11 protein-coding genes are annotated in these 14,582 nt (G+C 39.1%); all 11 read left to right on the forward strand.

The features are described 5' to 3' along the window. Positions 1-121 precede the first annotated feature (121 nt). The 11 genes from CA265_05690 to CA265_05740 all read left to right on the forward strand — a co-directional run bounded on the left by CA265_05690 (position 122) and on the right by CA265_05740 (position 14,544). Positions 122-1,519 (forward strand): Xaa-Pro aminopeptidase, encoded by a 1,398-nt coding sequence (locus CA265_05690; GenBank protein ID ARS39191.1) that lies wholly within the window; start codon positions 122-124, stop codon positions 1,517-1,519. Positions 1,520-1,884: 365 nt separating this feature from the next. Further along, positions 1,885-3,555, forward strand: coding sequence for a peptidase M1 (locus CA265_05695; protein ID ARS39192.1), 1,671 nt, complete (start codon positions 1,885-1,887; stop codon positions 3,553-3,555). Between the two features lie 911 nt (positions 3,556-4,466). Continuing rightward, positions 4,467-5,384 (forward strand): dihydrodipicolinate synthase family protein, encoded by a 918-nt coding sequence (locus CA265_05700; GenBank protein ARS39193.1) that lies wholly within the window; start codon positions 4,467-4,469, stop codon positions 5,382-5,384. A 14-nt stretch (positions 5,385-5,398) separates the two neighbouring features. Beyond that, a complete protein-coding gene (locus CA265_05705; GenBank protein ID ARS39194.1) occupies positions 5,399-6,985 on the forward strand; it encodes an aldehyde dehydrogenase (NADP(+)) in 1,587 nt (528 codons plus the stop codon). After that, positions 6,978-7,979, forward strand: a complete 1,002-nt coding sequence (locus CA265_05710) for a hydroxyproline-2-epimerase (GenBank protein ID ARS39195.1) — start codon at positions 6,978-6,980, stop codon at positions 7,977-7,979. Before CA265_05705 ends, CA265_05710 begins: the two co-directional genes overlap by 8 nt. A gap of 40 nt (positions 7,980-8,019) precedes the next feature. Next, positions 8,020-9,261 (forward strand): amino acid dehydrogenase, encoded by a 1,242-nt coding sequence (locus CA265_05715; protein ID ARS39196.1) that lies wholly within the window; start codon positions 8,020-8,022, stop codon positions 9,259-9,261. A gap of 681 nt (positions 9,262-9,942) precedes the next feature. After that, positions 9,943-11,871, forward strand: a complete 1,929-nt coding sequence (locus CA265_05720) for a hypothetical protein (protein ARS39197.1) — start codon at positions 9,943-9,945, stop codon at positions 11,869-11,871. Between the two features lie 9 nt (positions 11,872-11,880). Then, a complete protein-coding gene (locus CA265_05725) occupies positions 11,881-12,453 on the forward strand; it encodes a hypothetical protein (GenBank protein ARS39198.1) in 573 nt (190 codons plus the stop codon). Positions 12,454-12,559: 106 nt separating this feature from the next. Next, positions 12,560-12,910, forward strand: a complete 351-nt coding sequence (locus tag CA265_05730) for a hypothetical protein (GenBank protein ARS39199.1) — start codon at positions 12,560-12,562, stop codon at positions 12,908-12,910. Then, on the forward strand, positions 12,910-13,128 hold the full coding sequence (locus tag CA265_05735) for a hypothetical protein (protein ID ARS39200.1): 219 nt from the start codon (positions 12,910-12,912) through the stop codon (positions 13,126-13,128). The genes CA265_05730 and CA265_05735 overlap by 1 nt, the downstream gene beginning before the upstream one ends. Positions 13,129-13,641: 513 nt before the next feature. Further along, the gene (locus CA265_05740) at positions 13,642-14,544 is read left to right on the forward strand and encodes an AraC family transcriptional regulator (GenBank protein ARS39201.1); all 903 of its coding nucleotides are present in this window, start codon (positions 13,642-13,644) and stop codon (positions 14,542-14,544) included. The last annotated feature ends 38 nt before the right edge of the window (positions 14,545-14,582 follow it).

The raw sequence follows: 14,582 nt of genomic DNA on the forward strand, positions 1-14,582 counted from the left end.
TGTGATTTTTATACCAGATTACTAGCTTATAATTTGCAGATACCGCCCATATTTTAGCCATAACATTTAATTGTTATTGAATAAAATTAGCTTTTGGGATATTTGCCTAACACTTAAAAATATGTTTGAAAAGAAAGTTTACCTCCAACGAAGAGCAGCGTTAAAATCAAAGATAAATTCGGGAATATTACTCTTTTTGGGTAATGAAGAAAGTCCGATGAATTATAAGGACAATACCTACCATTTTAGGCAGGATAGTACCTTTTTATATTATTTTGGGATTAGTGATCCGTCATTGGGCGCCATTATCGACCTTGATGAAGACCAGGTCATCCTTTTCGGTGATGAAATGGGAATTGATGATATCGTGTGGATGGGCAGAAAGAAAACACTTGAAGAAAAAAGTTTGGATGCCGGCTTGACAAAAGTGCTGCCTTTAGCACAGCTGGATACTTATCTTCAGCAATATCAGGAGAAAAAGCGTCAGGTTCATTTCTTACCGCCTTACCGTTCAGAAAATAAAATTAAACTGGCCAATTGGCTTAATCTCCCTATTGATCAGCTTAAAGAAAAAGCATCACTTAGTTTTATTAAAGCGGTAGTGGCACAGCGATCGATCAAATCGGTGGAAGAAATTGAAGAGTTAGACCGTGCTGCAGCAATATCAGCCGATATTCATTTAATGGTGATGCAGCAGGCAAAACCGGGCATGTACGAACGCGAACTTGCCGCCAAAATTCAAGGAGCGGCATTGGCTTCAGGTGGTCATCTGGCCTATCCGGTTATCCTGACCGTTCAGGGTGAAATTCTCCACAACCATTATCACGGTAATCAGCTAAAGGAAGGTCAGCTGGTTTTAAACGACTCGGGCGTAGAAACAGCTCTAGGTTATGCAGGCGATCTTACGCGTACCTTTCCGGTAGGCAAAAAATTCAGTGCTGAGCAAAAAGATGTGTATGATATTGTATTGAATGCTTATACCCATGGCAAAAACATGTTGGCGCCCGGTGTAAGATATTTAGATGTGCATCTGGCTTCGTGTAAAATACTGGCGCAGGGCTTGAAAGATATAGGCCTGATGAAAGGTAATATTGATGATGCTGTGCAGGCTGGTGCGCATGCGATGTTTTTTCAATGTGGAACAGGCCACATGATGGGCTTAGATGTACACGATATGGAAGATTTAGGCGAGCAACATGTAGGTTATACAGATGAACTGACTAAAAATACCACACAGTTCGGATTAAAATCGTTAAGGCTGGGTAAAGCACTCGAAGCTGGTTATGTGTTAACGGTAGAGCCCGGTGTTTATATTATTCCCGAACTAATAGACCGTTGGAAAGCAGCCAGCCAGTTTACCGAATTCATTAATTACGATAAACTGGAGCAGTTCAGAAACTTTAGCGGCATTAGGGTTGAAGACGATTTTTTGGTTACCGAAAACGGAAGCCGGATGTTGGGTAAACACTTGGCTTTAACCACAGATGAAGTTGAATCGATTAGAAGCGGGGCCTACTAGCAAATAGTATTTAAATTTTAGAATAAGAACGTTTTTTGTTTTGGAGCGCAGGGCTTTTCGCTTTTTTTAAGGGATAGTCCTGCCATCCGCTTTATTCCGATGAACTATCGGAATGCCCGCTGCTGTCAGGGCTAGAAATTTAGGCTTGGAGCACAGAATGAGAAAATGGAATTTAATATTGAGTAGAACCAAGGTTAAATAAACCCCTGCCTGCAACGGGCAGGTGATAGAATGGATCCCGATTTTTCATCGGAGCAGAAGGGATAGCAGGACTGCCATAACCAATGAAAAACTGCAGTTGCTTTTCAAATGAATATTTAGCTAATACAAACATTATAAATCGGCAAAAGGCCATTAAAGAAAAGATGAAAAAACTACCCTTCCTAAGCCTACTCTTCTTAGCGTTTAGCACCATGCTTTTTGCACAGTCGCCAAAAAAGGTTTACACTTTGGCCGATACGTTAAGGGGAAGCTTAAATGCCGAGCGTACCTGGTGGGATGTACAGCGTTACGAACTTTCTGTTAAACCCGATTATAATGATAAAAGTATAACAGGATCGAATAAAATCGTATACAAAGTAATGCGCAGCCACAATGGTCGTACGCGCATGCAGATCGATTTGCAGGAGCCATTGCTTATTGATAGTGTTGTATACAACGAAAAGGCGAGGTTGAAATTCGAACATGTGGGCAGTGTTTGGTATGTACATGTTCCGGCGCAAAAGTTATCCGCACTAAATAATGTCCATATTTTTTACCACGGAAAGGTACACCAGGCAAAAAGAGCCCCTTGGGATGGTGGTTTTATCTTCACCACCGATTCGCTTTCGCGTCCGTGGATGACTGTGGCCTGCCAGGGGTTAGGAGCTTCAGTGTGGTATCCAAATAAAGACCATCAAAGCGACGAACCTAATCTGGGCGCATCATTAACCATGACGGTTCCCGATACATTAGTAGCGGTAGGGAATGGGCGACTGGTATTCAAGAAAAACAACCACGATGGTACGGTAACTTACCAGTACAATGTTAAAAATCCGATCAGTAATTATTGCATTATCCCTTACATAGGCAAGTATGTTAATTTTAAGGAGAAATATGCAGGCGAAAAGGGTGCACTCGATGTGAATTATTGGGTACTTGATTACAATTATCCAAAAGCAAAAAACTATATGCCCGATCAGGTTCATAAAATGATGAAGAGTATGGAGCATTGGTTTGGCCCTTATCCTTTTTATGAAGATGGTTATCAGCTCATCGATGCCTCGCATACGGGAATGGAGCATCAATCGGCAGTTTCATATGGCAATTCTTATAAATTTGGTTACAGGGGCAGAGATATGTCTGGCAACGGTTGGGGCTTGAAATGGGATTTTATCATTATTCACGAAAGTGGTCACGAATGGTTTGGCAATAACATTACCACCAAAGATCTGGCCGATATGTGGGTGCACGAAAGTTTTACCAATTATAGCGAAACCCTTTTTGTTGATTATATTTTTGGAAATAAAGCCGGAAACGAATACAATTTCGGCATCAGGAGAGATATCAGAAACGACAGTCCGGTTATCCCTCCTTATGGTGTAAATGCGCAGGGCAGTGGCGATATGTATCCAAAAGGAGGAAATATGTTACATGCCATCAGGCACAGTTTAAATAACGACGAGCTTTTTAGGTCTATTTTGCGTGGACTCAACCAAACCTTTTACCATCAAACGGTAACAACTGCCCAGATCGAAAATTATATTTCTAAAAAAGCAGGTTACAATTTTTCAAAGGTTTTTGATCAGTACCTGCGTACAGTGCAGGTTCCTGCATTCGAATACTACCTGAAAGATGGTAAAGCTTTTTACCGTTACAGCAATTGTGTTAAAGGTTTCAACCTGCCCTTAAGCCTGAAAAAAGAGGGGGTAAAAACACTGAAAATTATTCCTTCACAAAACTGGCAACAGGTGGTATTGGCTAAAGATCAGGATGTTTTATTTGCAAAAGCCGATATCGAATTGATGTATTACCTGCTGGTGAAAAACATAAAATAATTCATTGGAAAATAGCGTCATGCAGGAGAGTTTTGTTACCTGATTGATTTTGGTAATCAGGTGGTATCATGTTTATAATTCCATTTGAATTTGTCACGTTTAGCTTTGCGATGAATCCTATCGTAGGGACACATCTTTTTCAAGAATGGTTTGGGCATCATGCTAGCTGGCTTTAGTAAACCACAGTCTTTGCCGAAGCACGCCGTCAATCCCAAGTGGCGGAAGAATCAAAAAAATAGGTGCACAATGGCCCAAATAGCATTACCAAACCTGAAACGTAGTGGTTTTGTGTTCATTAACACTGAATTCAAAGTTTAATATAAATTGAACACAAAACGAAGTGCCACTGTTTTTTTGATGAGTGTTGGCGGTGAGAAGCCACCTTGCTGGATTGACAAAGCGCTTTGGGTACTTTGGCGCTCCAAAGTACCATGCCCCGCGGCATAGAGCGGAAAAAAAACATTTATCTCCGAATTATAGTTTTTAAGATATCAAAGCTTGTTATCAGCATAACGATCGCCTTAGGAATATGCAGCTAATAGAAGTGGGCCCACACGATAGGATGAATCTGGACAAGTAGCTAAAACGTCTTGAGTGATATTGATACAGGTCCTTCAACAGGCTCAGAATAACAATCTATATTTATGCTGCGGCATTATTTTTTTTGTGCCGTAGCAAATTTCGGGCAAATCTAATTTTCCCTTCCTTCCTGTCTTGTTCATTGGCGTATTTATGGCCAATATCGGTTAAAATCCAACAATATTATGGTTTAGCAATCACCTAACTTTGAATATCGTTTAATTGATTTATCGCCGATAATTTTAATGAAATGATGATGGACAATAGCCTGTTTTGGGCTCAATGGCCAGATTAATTTTTTGAATCATAATTATTAAAAACATAACATTACAATGAGTATCAAATGGACTGGGGTTTTCCCTGCTGTGACTACAAAATTTACAGCAAACGATGAGTTAGATTTTCCGGCTTTCGATTTAAATATCGAAGCGCAATTAGAGGCAGGAGCAGAAGGTATTATCCTGGGCGGTACCTTAGGTGAGGCAAGTGTTTTAAGTGATGACGAGAAAATCGAAATTTTAAAGCATACTTTAGAAATTGTAAATGGTCGTGTTCCTGTTTTGTTAAACATTGCAGAGCCTACAACCAAAAAAGCTATTGCTGCTGCTCAAAAAGCCGAAGAAGCGGGTGCACAAGGTTTAATGTTATTACCTCCAATGCGTTATTTAGCTGATTCTGATGAAACGCTTGACTATTTAACAGAAGTGGCCAAAAGCACCAAATTACCAATCATGATTTATAACAACCCTGTTGATTATAAAATCGAGGTAACTTTAGATATGTTCGAAGAGTTGGCTAAATATCCTAACATACAGGCAATTAAAGAAAGCACAAGAGATATTTCAAATGTAACCCGTTTGATTAACCGTTTTGGCGATCGCTTTGCCATTTTCACTGGTGTTGATCCAATTGCGATGGAAAGTATTGTAATGGGCTGCGTGGGTTGGGTTGCCGGTTTAGTTTGTGCTTTCCCGAAAGAAACTGTAGCCATTTTCCGCCTGGTAAAAGAAAACAGAACTGCCGAAGCTTTAAAAATCCACCGTTGGTTTTTGCCGATTTTAGAATTAGATACACACCCTAAACTGGTTCAGTATATTAAATTAGCTGAAGTAGGTACTGGTATCGGAACAGAAAGAACCAGAGCGCCACGTTTGGCTTTAAAAGGTGCAGAACGCGAAAGGGTGTTGAAAATAATTAACGATGGTTTAGCCACCAGACCAGAATTGCCAGCAGGTAGTTGGGGGATATAGTTTAAAAACCAAATATGAACGGACAAAATATTGTAGCCAGTACCTATATAGAAGTTAATGAAAGAAGCCTTAAAGCTGTTAATCCCGCAACGGGATTAACGCTTGATGGTGATTTTTTTAAAGCAAGCGAGCGCCTTGTTGATGATGCCTTAACATCAGCAACATTGGCTTTCCAAAGCTATAGAAACCTAAACAAAGACCTTAAAGCTGCTTTTTTAAATGCCATTGCCGATGAAATTGCCAACCTTGGTGAAGAACTGGTAAACAGGGCTTCAGCAGAAAGTGGTTTGCCATTAGGCCGTTTACAAGGAGAGTTGGGCAGGACTACTGGTCAGTTAAGGTTATTTGCCAATCTGGTTGCCGAAGGCTCCTGGGTTGATGCAATTATTGACACTGCACTGCCTGAAAGACAGCCTTTGCCACGACCTGATATTAGGCGAATGTTAATCCCAATCGGGCCGGTAGTGGTTTTTGGTGCGAGTAATTTTCCGCTTGCTTTTTCAGTGGCAGGTGGCGATACCGCATCGGCACTAGCTTCAGGTTGCCCGGTGGTTGTTAAAGCACACCCTGCACATTATGGAACCAGTGCTTTGGTCGGTGGTGCCATTATTAAAGCTGCCGAAAAAACGGGAATGCCTAAAGGGGTTTTCTCTTTATTGTATGATGATGGTTATACAATCGGTGCGGGTTTGGTTCAGCATCCCTTAACTAAAGCGGTAACTTTTACAGGTTCGTTTAAAGGAGGAATGGCCTTAATTAATCTGGCGCAACAGCGTGAGCAACCTATTCCGGTTTTTGCCGAAATGGGAAGCATTAATCCGGTAATTTTTCTTCCAAAAGCCATCGAAAATCAGGCAGAAGAGCTGGCTAAAAAATATGCTGCATCAATTACTTTGGGCGCTGGTCAGTTTTGTACCAACCCGGGTTTACTGTTAGCGGTTCAATCACCGGCATTGGAAAGTTTTAAAGCCGCTTTAAAAGAAGCTATTTCCACTATTCCATCGGCAACCATGCTTACCGAAGGTATTGCCAGCAATTATGGTAAACTTTCTGCTGAGGTGGTAAATGAAGGTGGCGTTGCGCTTTTATCGGCATCGACAGTGAAAAATACTGAACTTCAAAACCAATCAGAGGCGAAAATTGCCCAGGTGAGTGCAGCCGATTTTATCAAAAATCCAAAACTTCGTGAGGAAATTTTCGGTCCATATTCACTGCTCGTTGTCGCTCAGGATATTGCTGAACTTGAAAAAGCCATTGATGTGTTGGAAGGACAGCTTACGGTAACCCTAATGGCCGAAAAACAGGAGCTTCAGGGCTACCAAACTTTAGTGAATAAGCTGACTGATAAAACAGGAAGAATTATCCTAAATGGGGTGCCTACAGGTGTAGAAGTTTGTGCGGCTATGCAACATGGCGGACCATTTCCTGCAACTAACGATAGCCGTTTTACATCGGTTGGTTCTACTGCAATCAATCGTTTTGCAAGACCATTGGCTTATCAGGATTGGGAACAGGAATTATTGCCAGATGAATTGAAAGATGGAAATCCATTGGGTATTTTCAGAACGATAAATCAAAAATTAACGAAATCTCATGAGTAAAACCTTTTTTTGTGTAGATGCACATACCTGCGGGAACCCGGTTAGGCTGGTTGCAGGTGGCGGCCCTGAGCTTATTGGCTCAAACATGAGCGAAAAACGCCAGCATTTTTTGAAAGAATTCGACTGGATTAGGACAGGTTTAATGTTCGAGCCACGCGGCCATGACATGATGTCGGGCAGTATTCTTTATCCACCCCACGATCCCGCAAATGATGTCGCTGTACTTTTCATCGAAACCAGTGGCTGCCTGCCGATGTGCGGTCACGGTACCATTGGCACCATTACCATCGCTATAGAAGAAGGATTGATTCAACCCAAAATACCCGGAGTAATCAGAATGGAAGCTCCGGCCGGATTGGTCTTAATTGAATATAAGCAGGAAGGTAAAAAGGTTAAATCGGTTAAGCTGAAAAACGTAGCATCCTATCTGGCCGCCGAAAATTTATCGGTAGAATGCCCTGATTTGGGTACGCTTACTTTTGACGTAGCCTATGGCGGTAACTTTTACGCCATTGTAGACCCGCAGGAAAATTTTCCGGGACTGGAAAATTATACCGCTTCGCAACTGATTACCTGGAGTCAAACGATTAGAAAACGCATTAATGAACAATATACTTTTGTACATCCTTTAGATCCGACGATAAATGGCTGTAGCCATGTATTGTGGACAGGAAAAACAATCGACCCTACATCAACCGCCAGGAATGCTGTTTTTTATGGCGATAAAGCCATCGATCGGTCGCCATGTGGAACGGGTACTTCAGCCCGTTTGGCGCAATGGTACGCAAAAGGAAAATTAAAACAGGGAGAGGATTTTATCCACGAAAGTTTTATTGGCAGCAAGTTTATCGGAAGAGTGGAAGAAGTTGTAGACCTGAACGGAATAAAAGCCATTATACCAAGTGTAGAAGGTTGGGCAAAAATTTATGGTTACAATACCATTAAAATAGATGCCGAAGATGATCCATATGCACATGGATTCCAGGTGATTTAGTGAGTTTTTAAAATGAATATCAGCAGTATAAATTAAAAGAATGTCGAAAGTATTAATTATAGGTGGTGGAATAGTAGGTTTAACTTCAGCGTATTATCTGCAGAAAAAAGGCTACGAAGTAACAGTTCTGGATAAGGGAGATATTACCGACAATTGTTCTTTTGGTAATGCTGGGATGATTGTACCGAGTCATTTTGTACCCCTGGCTGCACCAGGCATGATCAAACAAGGCATCCGCTGGATGTTTGACAGCAAAAGTCCGTTTTATGTTCGGCCATCCTTAAATGGAAACCTCATTAACTGGGGCCTGAAATTTATGAAACATGCCACGGCAAAACATGTTAGCCAATCGGCAGTGCCGCTACGAGATTTATCGCTCCTGAGCAAAAAACTATATGAAGGGCTGGCAAAAGAACCTGAATTCAATTTCGAATTAACCAACAATGGTATTCTGGCATTTTATAAAACAGAAAAAGCAGGAGAAGAAGAAGCACATTTGGCTGCAAGGGCAATTGAACTGGGTTTAGATATGGCTGTACTAACTGCTGACGAATGCCGCGCTTTACAGCCTGATTTAAAGTTAGATGTTTTGGGTGCGGTACATTATCGCTGTGATGCCCATCTTTACCCAACAAAGTTGATGAATGCTTTGCTTCAGTATTTATTAAATAATGGGGTTAAGATAGAACGTGGCAGAGAGGTTGATAAAATTGAAACGGTTGGCAATCGCATCATGAAGGTTTTCACAGGTAATACTGCCTGGGAAGCCGATCAGTATATTTTAGCAACTGGTTCGTGGTCGCCAGCTGTGGCTAAAATGGCCGATGTCAAAATATCGATAATGCCAGGTAAAGGTTATTCTTTTATGGAGCCAGAACCTCAGCAGCGGCTAACTATTCCGGCATTGTTATGCGAAGCCAGAGTAGCCATCACGCCAATGAACGGACAGATCAGATACGGTGGTACAATGGAGTTAGATAAAATTAATACCCGTATTAACATGCAAAGGGTTAAAGGTATTGTAGAATCCGTTCCAGCTTATTTCCCGGATTTAAAACCCGCGCTTCCGGCAGAAAAAGATATCTGGTATGGCTTCCGTCCATCATCACCTGATGGCTTGCCTTATATTGGCAGAAGTCAAAAAAGAGAAAATTTAATCATTGCAACCGGCCACGGGATGATGGGTTTAAGTTTAGGCCCCGCAACAGGTTTATTGGTGAGTCAGATTGCTTCAGGCATGGCTACCGATCTAAAAATGGAACCATTTGCAGTAGTCAGGTAATATATTAAAGGAAGTCAAGTTTTTCTAAGGATGTAGCCATTGTGAAGCCGATTTGATTCGGATTTGTAAAAGCCGCAATCTTTAAAACAGCGTGGGGCCTCATCGAATACCATGCCCGAACAAGCGCACATACACGAATGAGCAAACCCCACGCATAACGTGGCGGTATTCTACTCGTGTACGTAAGACTTGGGAATTTTTGGTCGGTTCGGCAGTCAGTACGAGTTCGCAGTTCAAGAAATTATTATCTAACGTACGAACAAAACCGGATATCCTTGAAAAGTGATCTTAAATATTATTCTACATGCCCCAATTGAGGATGCTTCAAAACAATCAAATGGAGGAAAGCCCTTTTATTTGTTTTGAAGGATTTTAAACTTTTATTATTCTTCAATTTTCTATTGCTTCAGGAGTCAAAAAAAATTCGTGTAAAATTTCTCTAGGGTTTGATGTAAAGAAAATTAGAGTTGGTGTAAAAAAAATATTAATGTAACATTTTTGATGCTATCTTGGATGACTAATCATTGAAATTATAATGTCTAACTTATTAGCTCTCAAAAGTTCTCTTCTATTATTTAAGAGTTTTTCCCATCTCGGAAAATTTAAAGTTTATAATGCTGGCATTGAAAACCTAAATTTCAAATAGTGCAAAGTGAAACTTTTAAACTATTAAATAATAACATGAACAAAACAAAATTTAAATTAATCGGGAGGTATGTTCTCCTGACTGCTCTTACAGGATTAACAATTTTAGGATGTAAAAAGGGAAATTCAGAAAATTTACCGGATGAAATCGCAAATACTTCAAATGAGAGATTAAGCCTGACCAAAAAAGCTTTTAACGGGCTGTACTCAGAATTGAAAAAAACAAATGGCAAAGAATTGCCTGCTAATTTTTTAAGCCGCTTTCCAGAATTTGTTTCACTACTACATCACGACTCAAAACTAGCAAGTAAAACAGCGTTGTCTATTAAGCCAAATTCACCTCTTATGGTGGCGAGAAAAGCGGCCTTAAAAGCTTCATTAGGACCAGTAGCTAAAACTAGTGTAATGCAGAATTCTGCTTATGAAGAAACTGCTCCAACCTATGATGAAGTGATGACGGAATTAGTTGATGATCAGGCATTCAAATCCCTTCTTAATGTAGAGGGGGAAATTCAGGTGGACGATATTGTCTATAAAGTTACTCCTTACGGCACATTTTTTACAACTGCGAGTAATTATAATTCGCTTAATAGTGTATTTGCAGATATTGCATTACAGAACGACTACACATTACGATTGGAAGATCAAGCTGCGCCGATTTTGATGAATTCGGTACAGGTTCAAAGTACGCAATACAATGATGTGAGGTTACTTAATAGCAATGTTTTTTTTGTTGATTCGTTTATCGAAGAAGACGTGCCACAACCGGAAGTAACTGTTTTTCCATCTGACGAGACTCTAGCTCCTCTTGTGTATCCAAATATTAATGACGGTGGAAACAATAATGGCAATAATATAACTCCCCCACCACCTTCAGATGAGCTTCCAATCCCAAACCGCCAAAGTTATATACTGAATACACAAATGGCTGCAAATACCTCAAATTATGATCCTGCATATAGTAACACTATTGATTACCCAATAGAATTTAGAACTGGATTTGGCAGTATACTTCAGACATTTTTTGATAACTCCACTAGATATAACAATTTTACTAATAAGTATCGTATGAGTGCATTATTCTATAACAGAAACTATGGAATTATCAAAACTCTTGGTATAAAAGTAAAATGCCAAAAAAAGGGATGGTTATGGTGGAACAAGACTGAAGCTCAAGAAATCAGGGCTGGATGGGATTATATTTCTTACAAGTCGGATCGTAGCGTAGACAAAATTGGGCTTCCAAGCAATAAATTCGCTCCATCAATTGGAGAACCTTATTTGATCAATCCAACTGAAGATCCATTTTACGGTGTTCCAATGTGGTCAAGCACTGATACTTATGCTAAACGTTATAATCTTTATGGTTGGTATATGAAACGCGGGAACAACGAGATTTTCACCATTACAATACCTGGTGGGATTTTACCAATTAATAATTTAGAAGATGTCGATTTGCCATCAAGTGTCTTCAAAGGTATAGTACAAAGTGGCTGGAACAAATTAAAAGGTGTTCTTGAAAAATCAGCTCCTTCAGCGGGGCCGTCATTATATAATCCAAATGCTAGTAATTATAAATTCCCCGTTTACCCATTAAATGGTTATGGCGAAGTAAAATATCTTTCAATTAATGATATGGAGAATATGCCTAAATCATTTATGAAAGGAATTAGTAAAACACAGTTTTTAAATGGTGACTATAAAGTATATTCAATTGTTTCGCCGCAAGAAATTAGAGAATATAATACGGATATGATTGATATTCCTTTAGAGTTCTCAACAGTCGATATAAACCTATCGACAAATGTTAATAATCTAGCACTTGATATCGGACAAGCCGCAAGGTCTTTAGTGTCTGATCAATTGGGTAAGCACTATGAAGTAGATAAAGGAACAATCATTGGTGCGGTGAAATGGGATAATCAATGGAGATCGATAAGATTAAATTTTAAAATGAAAGACTAACAATAAACTATGAAAACAAACCTATTTTTATTGGGACTTGCAATCTGTACAGCAACCATCGTAAAAGCTCAAACAATTACTAAACAAGAAAAAGGATATTTCAATCTTACGGAGATTGGCTACACAATTGGAAATCATACTTATGAGATTCAAGTAAATCCAACTAAATATGATGGCGGTACTTCTGGTGCTTACGCCCTTAGTTTAAGAAATATCAATGGGGTATTTTTAACCAATAAAATATCAGTTGGTGTAGGTGTGGGATTGGAAAATTATACTGATAACGACAGCTATTCCACCAATAATAATCTGTTTCACCTATTCTTGGATGCAAGATATTATTTTAAGAATCAGAGTAATACCCTATTTGCTTACGGAGATGTAGGAACAGGTTTAAAAATAGATGATAATTTTAGAAAAGGCCAAATGTTTAATTTAGGGCTTGGATACAAATTTAAAGTTGCTTCTAAAGTAGGTATGACCGGAAGTTTGGGTTATAGCGATCAAACAATTAAGGCCGATCCACAGATTACAAAAAACCGTTATTATGGCCTCGCTATTAAGGCCGGACTACTTTTCTAATTAATAATTATCAATAAAAGATAGACCAGAGCAGATCGTTCTGGTCTATCTTCTTTTAGGTCTTGATAGATACTTCATATCAATCTAGGTATATTCCTACATTTACATGAGGTCATTAATAAATTTATCAAATATTGCCGAAATTGAACTTACATATAAACGCCATTCTAATACAACAAACTGCCCTAAAATCTCAACTTCGCAAGATGCCTATAACATTCTTATCAACAACTGGAATGAAAACAAAATCTATTTTCTGGAAGAAGTAAAGATTATCCTGTTAAGCAGCAGTAATCGGGTTTTGGGTATCAGTAATATATCATCGGAATGCGTTGCATGTACCATTGTTGATCCGCGCCTTGTATTGGTTACAGCCTTAAAGGCAAATGCATCTGCCATTGTTCTGGCACACAATCATCCGTCCGGAGGCGTTAATCAAGTAACACAGACAGGATAATGACTAACCGCCTGATCAATGCAAGCGAAATGCTGGGAATTTCTATGTTTGATCACCTGATTGTTGCCAATGAAGGCTATTATTCATTTACTGACAATATTGTTTATCTCAAACGCCATCCCAGAAATTACATCGCTTTTGAAGCGAGCCACCTTTTTAAAAAGGCCATGAAAAGAAAAAGAAACAATAATTTCTTACTGCCCCTTTATCTAAATTAACGCTCTCATTATCTAATGATAGGTTATTCGTTCGTGTTTTAAAATTTGAATAATATTTTCGGACTGATAAAAAATAAAGGCTAAATCCTGAATAGAATTTTAAAGAGAAGTGTAACCCGTAGATATGCCCCGGATTAACTTCGAGGAACTAGGCCACATTGCACCGTATCAATTTAAAACTCCTAGGTTTTTAAAACTTGACTTCCTTAAGATAGTCGGGATTTGTAATCCCGTCTCCAGAAATCCACAGTACAAAGCTTCTGATTGCAAATCCAGACCAACGTTTTGCCAACATATTGCCTGGCACCGATTTAAATTAATCGTTTTAGATGTTGCTTTACAGATGATTAACTAATTGTGTAGTGCTTCAATCACTGTCAGATTCGTCGTTAAATCCGTCATATATTATCAAATTGTAGCAGGATTTTAACCTTATTTAAGTTTTATTGGTTTATTTGAGTTAATATTTATACATTCAATTCATAATCAAACTCAGCTAACTCAACCAAAACTATGAAAGTATTACCATTTACCATGCTTGTTCCTGATGATAAGAGTGTGATATCGGAACATATTGAACTTCCATATTTTTACCAATATCTGCACCGACATGATGAATGGCAGATTACTTACATAGAAAAAGGAGAGGGAACGTTAATTGCAGGGAATGATATGCATGCCTTCCGACCAGGCGATATTTTTGTAATTGGGGCAAAACTCCCACATCTTTTTAAAAGCAACCCTGAATATTTTGCTGCTGACAGCCATAAAACGATCAAAGCATGTTCTATTTACTTTAATCCTAATGGTATTTTAGCTGCTTTGTTCAATCTTCCCGAAATGAAGATGGCCAGCGGTTTTTTAGCTAAACACAAACATGGTTTCAAAATTCCTGCTGCTTTTACTAAAAACATGGCGACCAAAATGTTCAATGTTCACCAGGCATCAGGCGTTGATGTGTTGTTTAACTTTCTGAAATTGGTTAACAGCCTTCAGGATTTAAATGAAAATGTAGAATCGTTGTGCTCAGATATGTATTCTTCGAACGTAACCGAAAATGAAGGTATGCGGTTGAGTAAGATCATTAACTTCATCACCGAAAATTACAATAATCAAATTTCCTTAGAGGATGTGGCCAATGCGGCGTTTATGACTCCTCAAGCCTTCTGCAGGTATTTTAAGAAACATACAGGACATACTTTCGTATCGTTTTTAAATGAAGTGAGAATTAACGATGCCTGCAAAAGCCTTATTTCGGGAGAAAAAGCCGATTGCATTTCAGGCGTAGCCTATAAAGCTGGTTTCAATAGCATTACCAATTTTAACCGGGTATTTAAAAGTATTATTGGTCAATCGCCAAGAGCATATATCGATACTTATAACAGTGTAAGCAGGGTAAGCTACGTAGGCGCCTAAGCAAAAACATTCTTAATTTATAAAAAAAAACTAGCCAT

The sequence above is a fragment of the Sphingobacteriaceae bacterium GW460-11-11-14-LB5 genome, from assembly GCA_002151545.1.
Lineage (GTDB): Bacteria > Bacteroidota > Bacteroidia > Sphingobacteriales > Sphingobacteriaceae > Pedobacter.

Coding starts and splice junctions, on each gene's coding strand:
- CA265_05690 (ARS39191.1), top strand. CDS start 122: ATGTTTGAAAAGAAAGTTTACCTCCAACGAAGAGCAGCGTTAAAATCA.
- CA265_05695 (ARS39192.1), top strand. CDS start 1,885: ATGAAAAAACTACCCTTCCTAAGCCTACTCTTCTTAGCGTTTAGCACC.
- CA265_05700 (ARS39193.1), top strand. CDS start 4,467: ATGAGTATCAAATGGACTGGGGTTTTCCCTGCTGTGACTACAAAATTT.
- CA265_05705 (ARS39194.1), top strand. CDS start 5,399: ATGAACGGACAAAATATTGTAGCCAGTACCTATATAGAAGTTAATGAA.
- CA265_05710 (ARS39195.1), top strand. CDS start 6,978: ATGAGTAAAACCTTTTTTTGTGTAGATGCACATACCTGCGGGAACCCG.
- CA265_05715 (ARS39196.1), top strand. CDS start 8,020: ATGTCGAAAGTATTAATTATAGGTGGTGGAATAGTAGGTTTAACTTCA.
- CA265_05720 (ARS39197.1), top strand. CDS start 9,943: ATGAACAAAACAAAATTTAAATTAATCGGGAGGTATGTTCTCCTGACT.
- CA265_05725 (ARS39198.1), top strand. CDS start 11,881: ATGAAAACAAACCTATTTTTATTGGGACTTGCAATCTGTACAGCAACC.
- CA265_05730 (ARS39199.1), top strand. CDS start 12,560: ATGAGGTCATTAATAAATTTATCAAATATTGCCGAAATTGAACTTACA.
- CA265_05735 (ARS39200.1), top strand. CDS start 12,910: ATGACTAACCGCCTGATCAATGCAAGCGAAATGCTGGGAATTTCTATG.
- CA265_05740 (ARS39201.1), top strand. CDS start 13,642: ATGAAAGTATTACCATTTACCATGCTTGTTCCTGATGATAAGAGTGTG.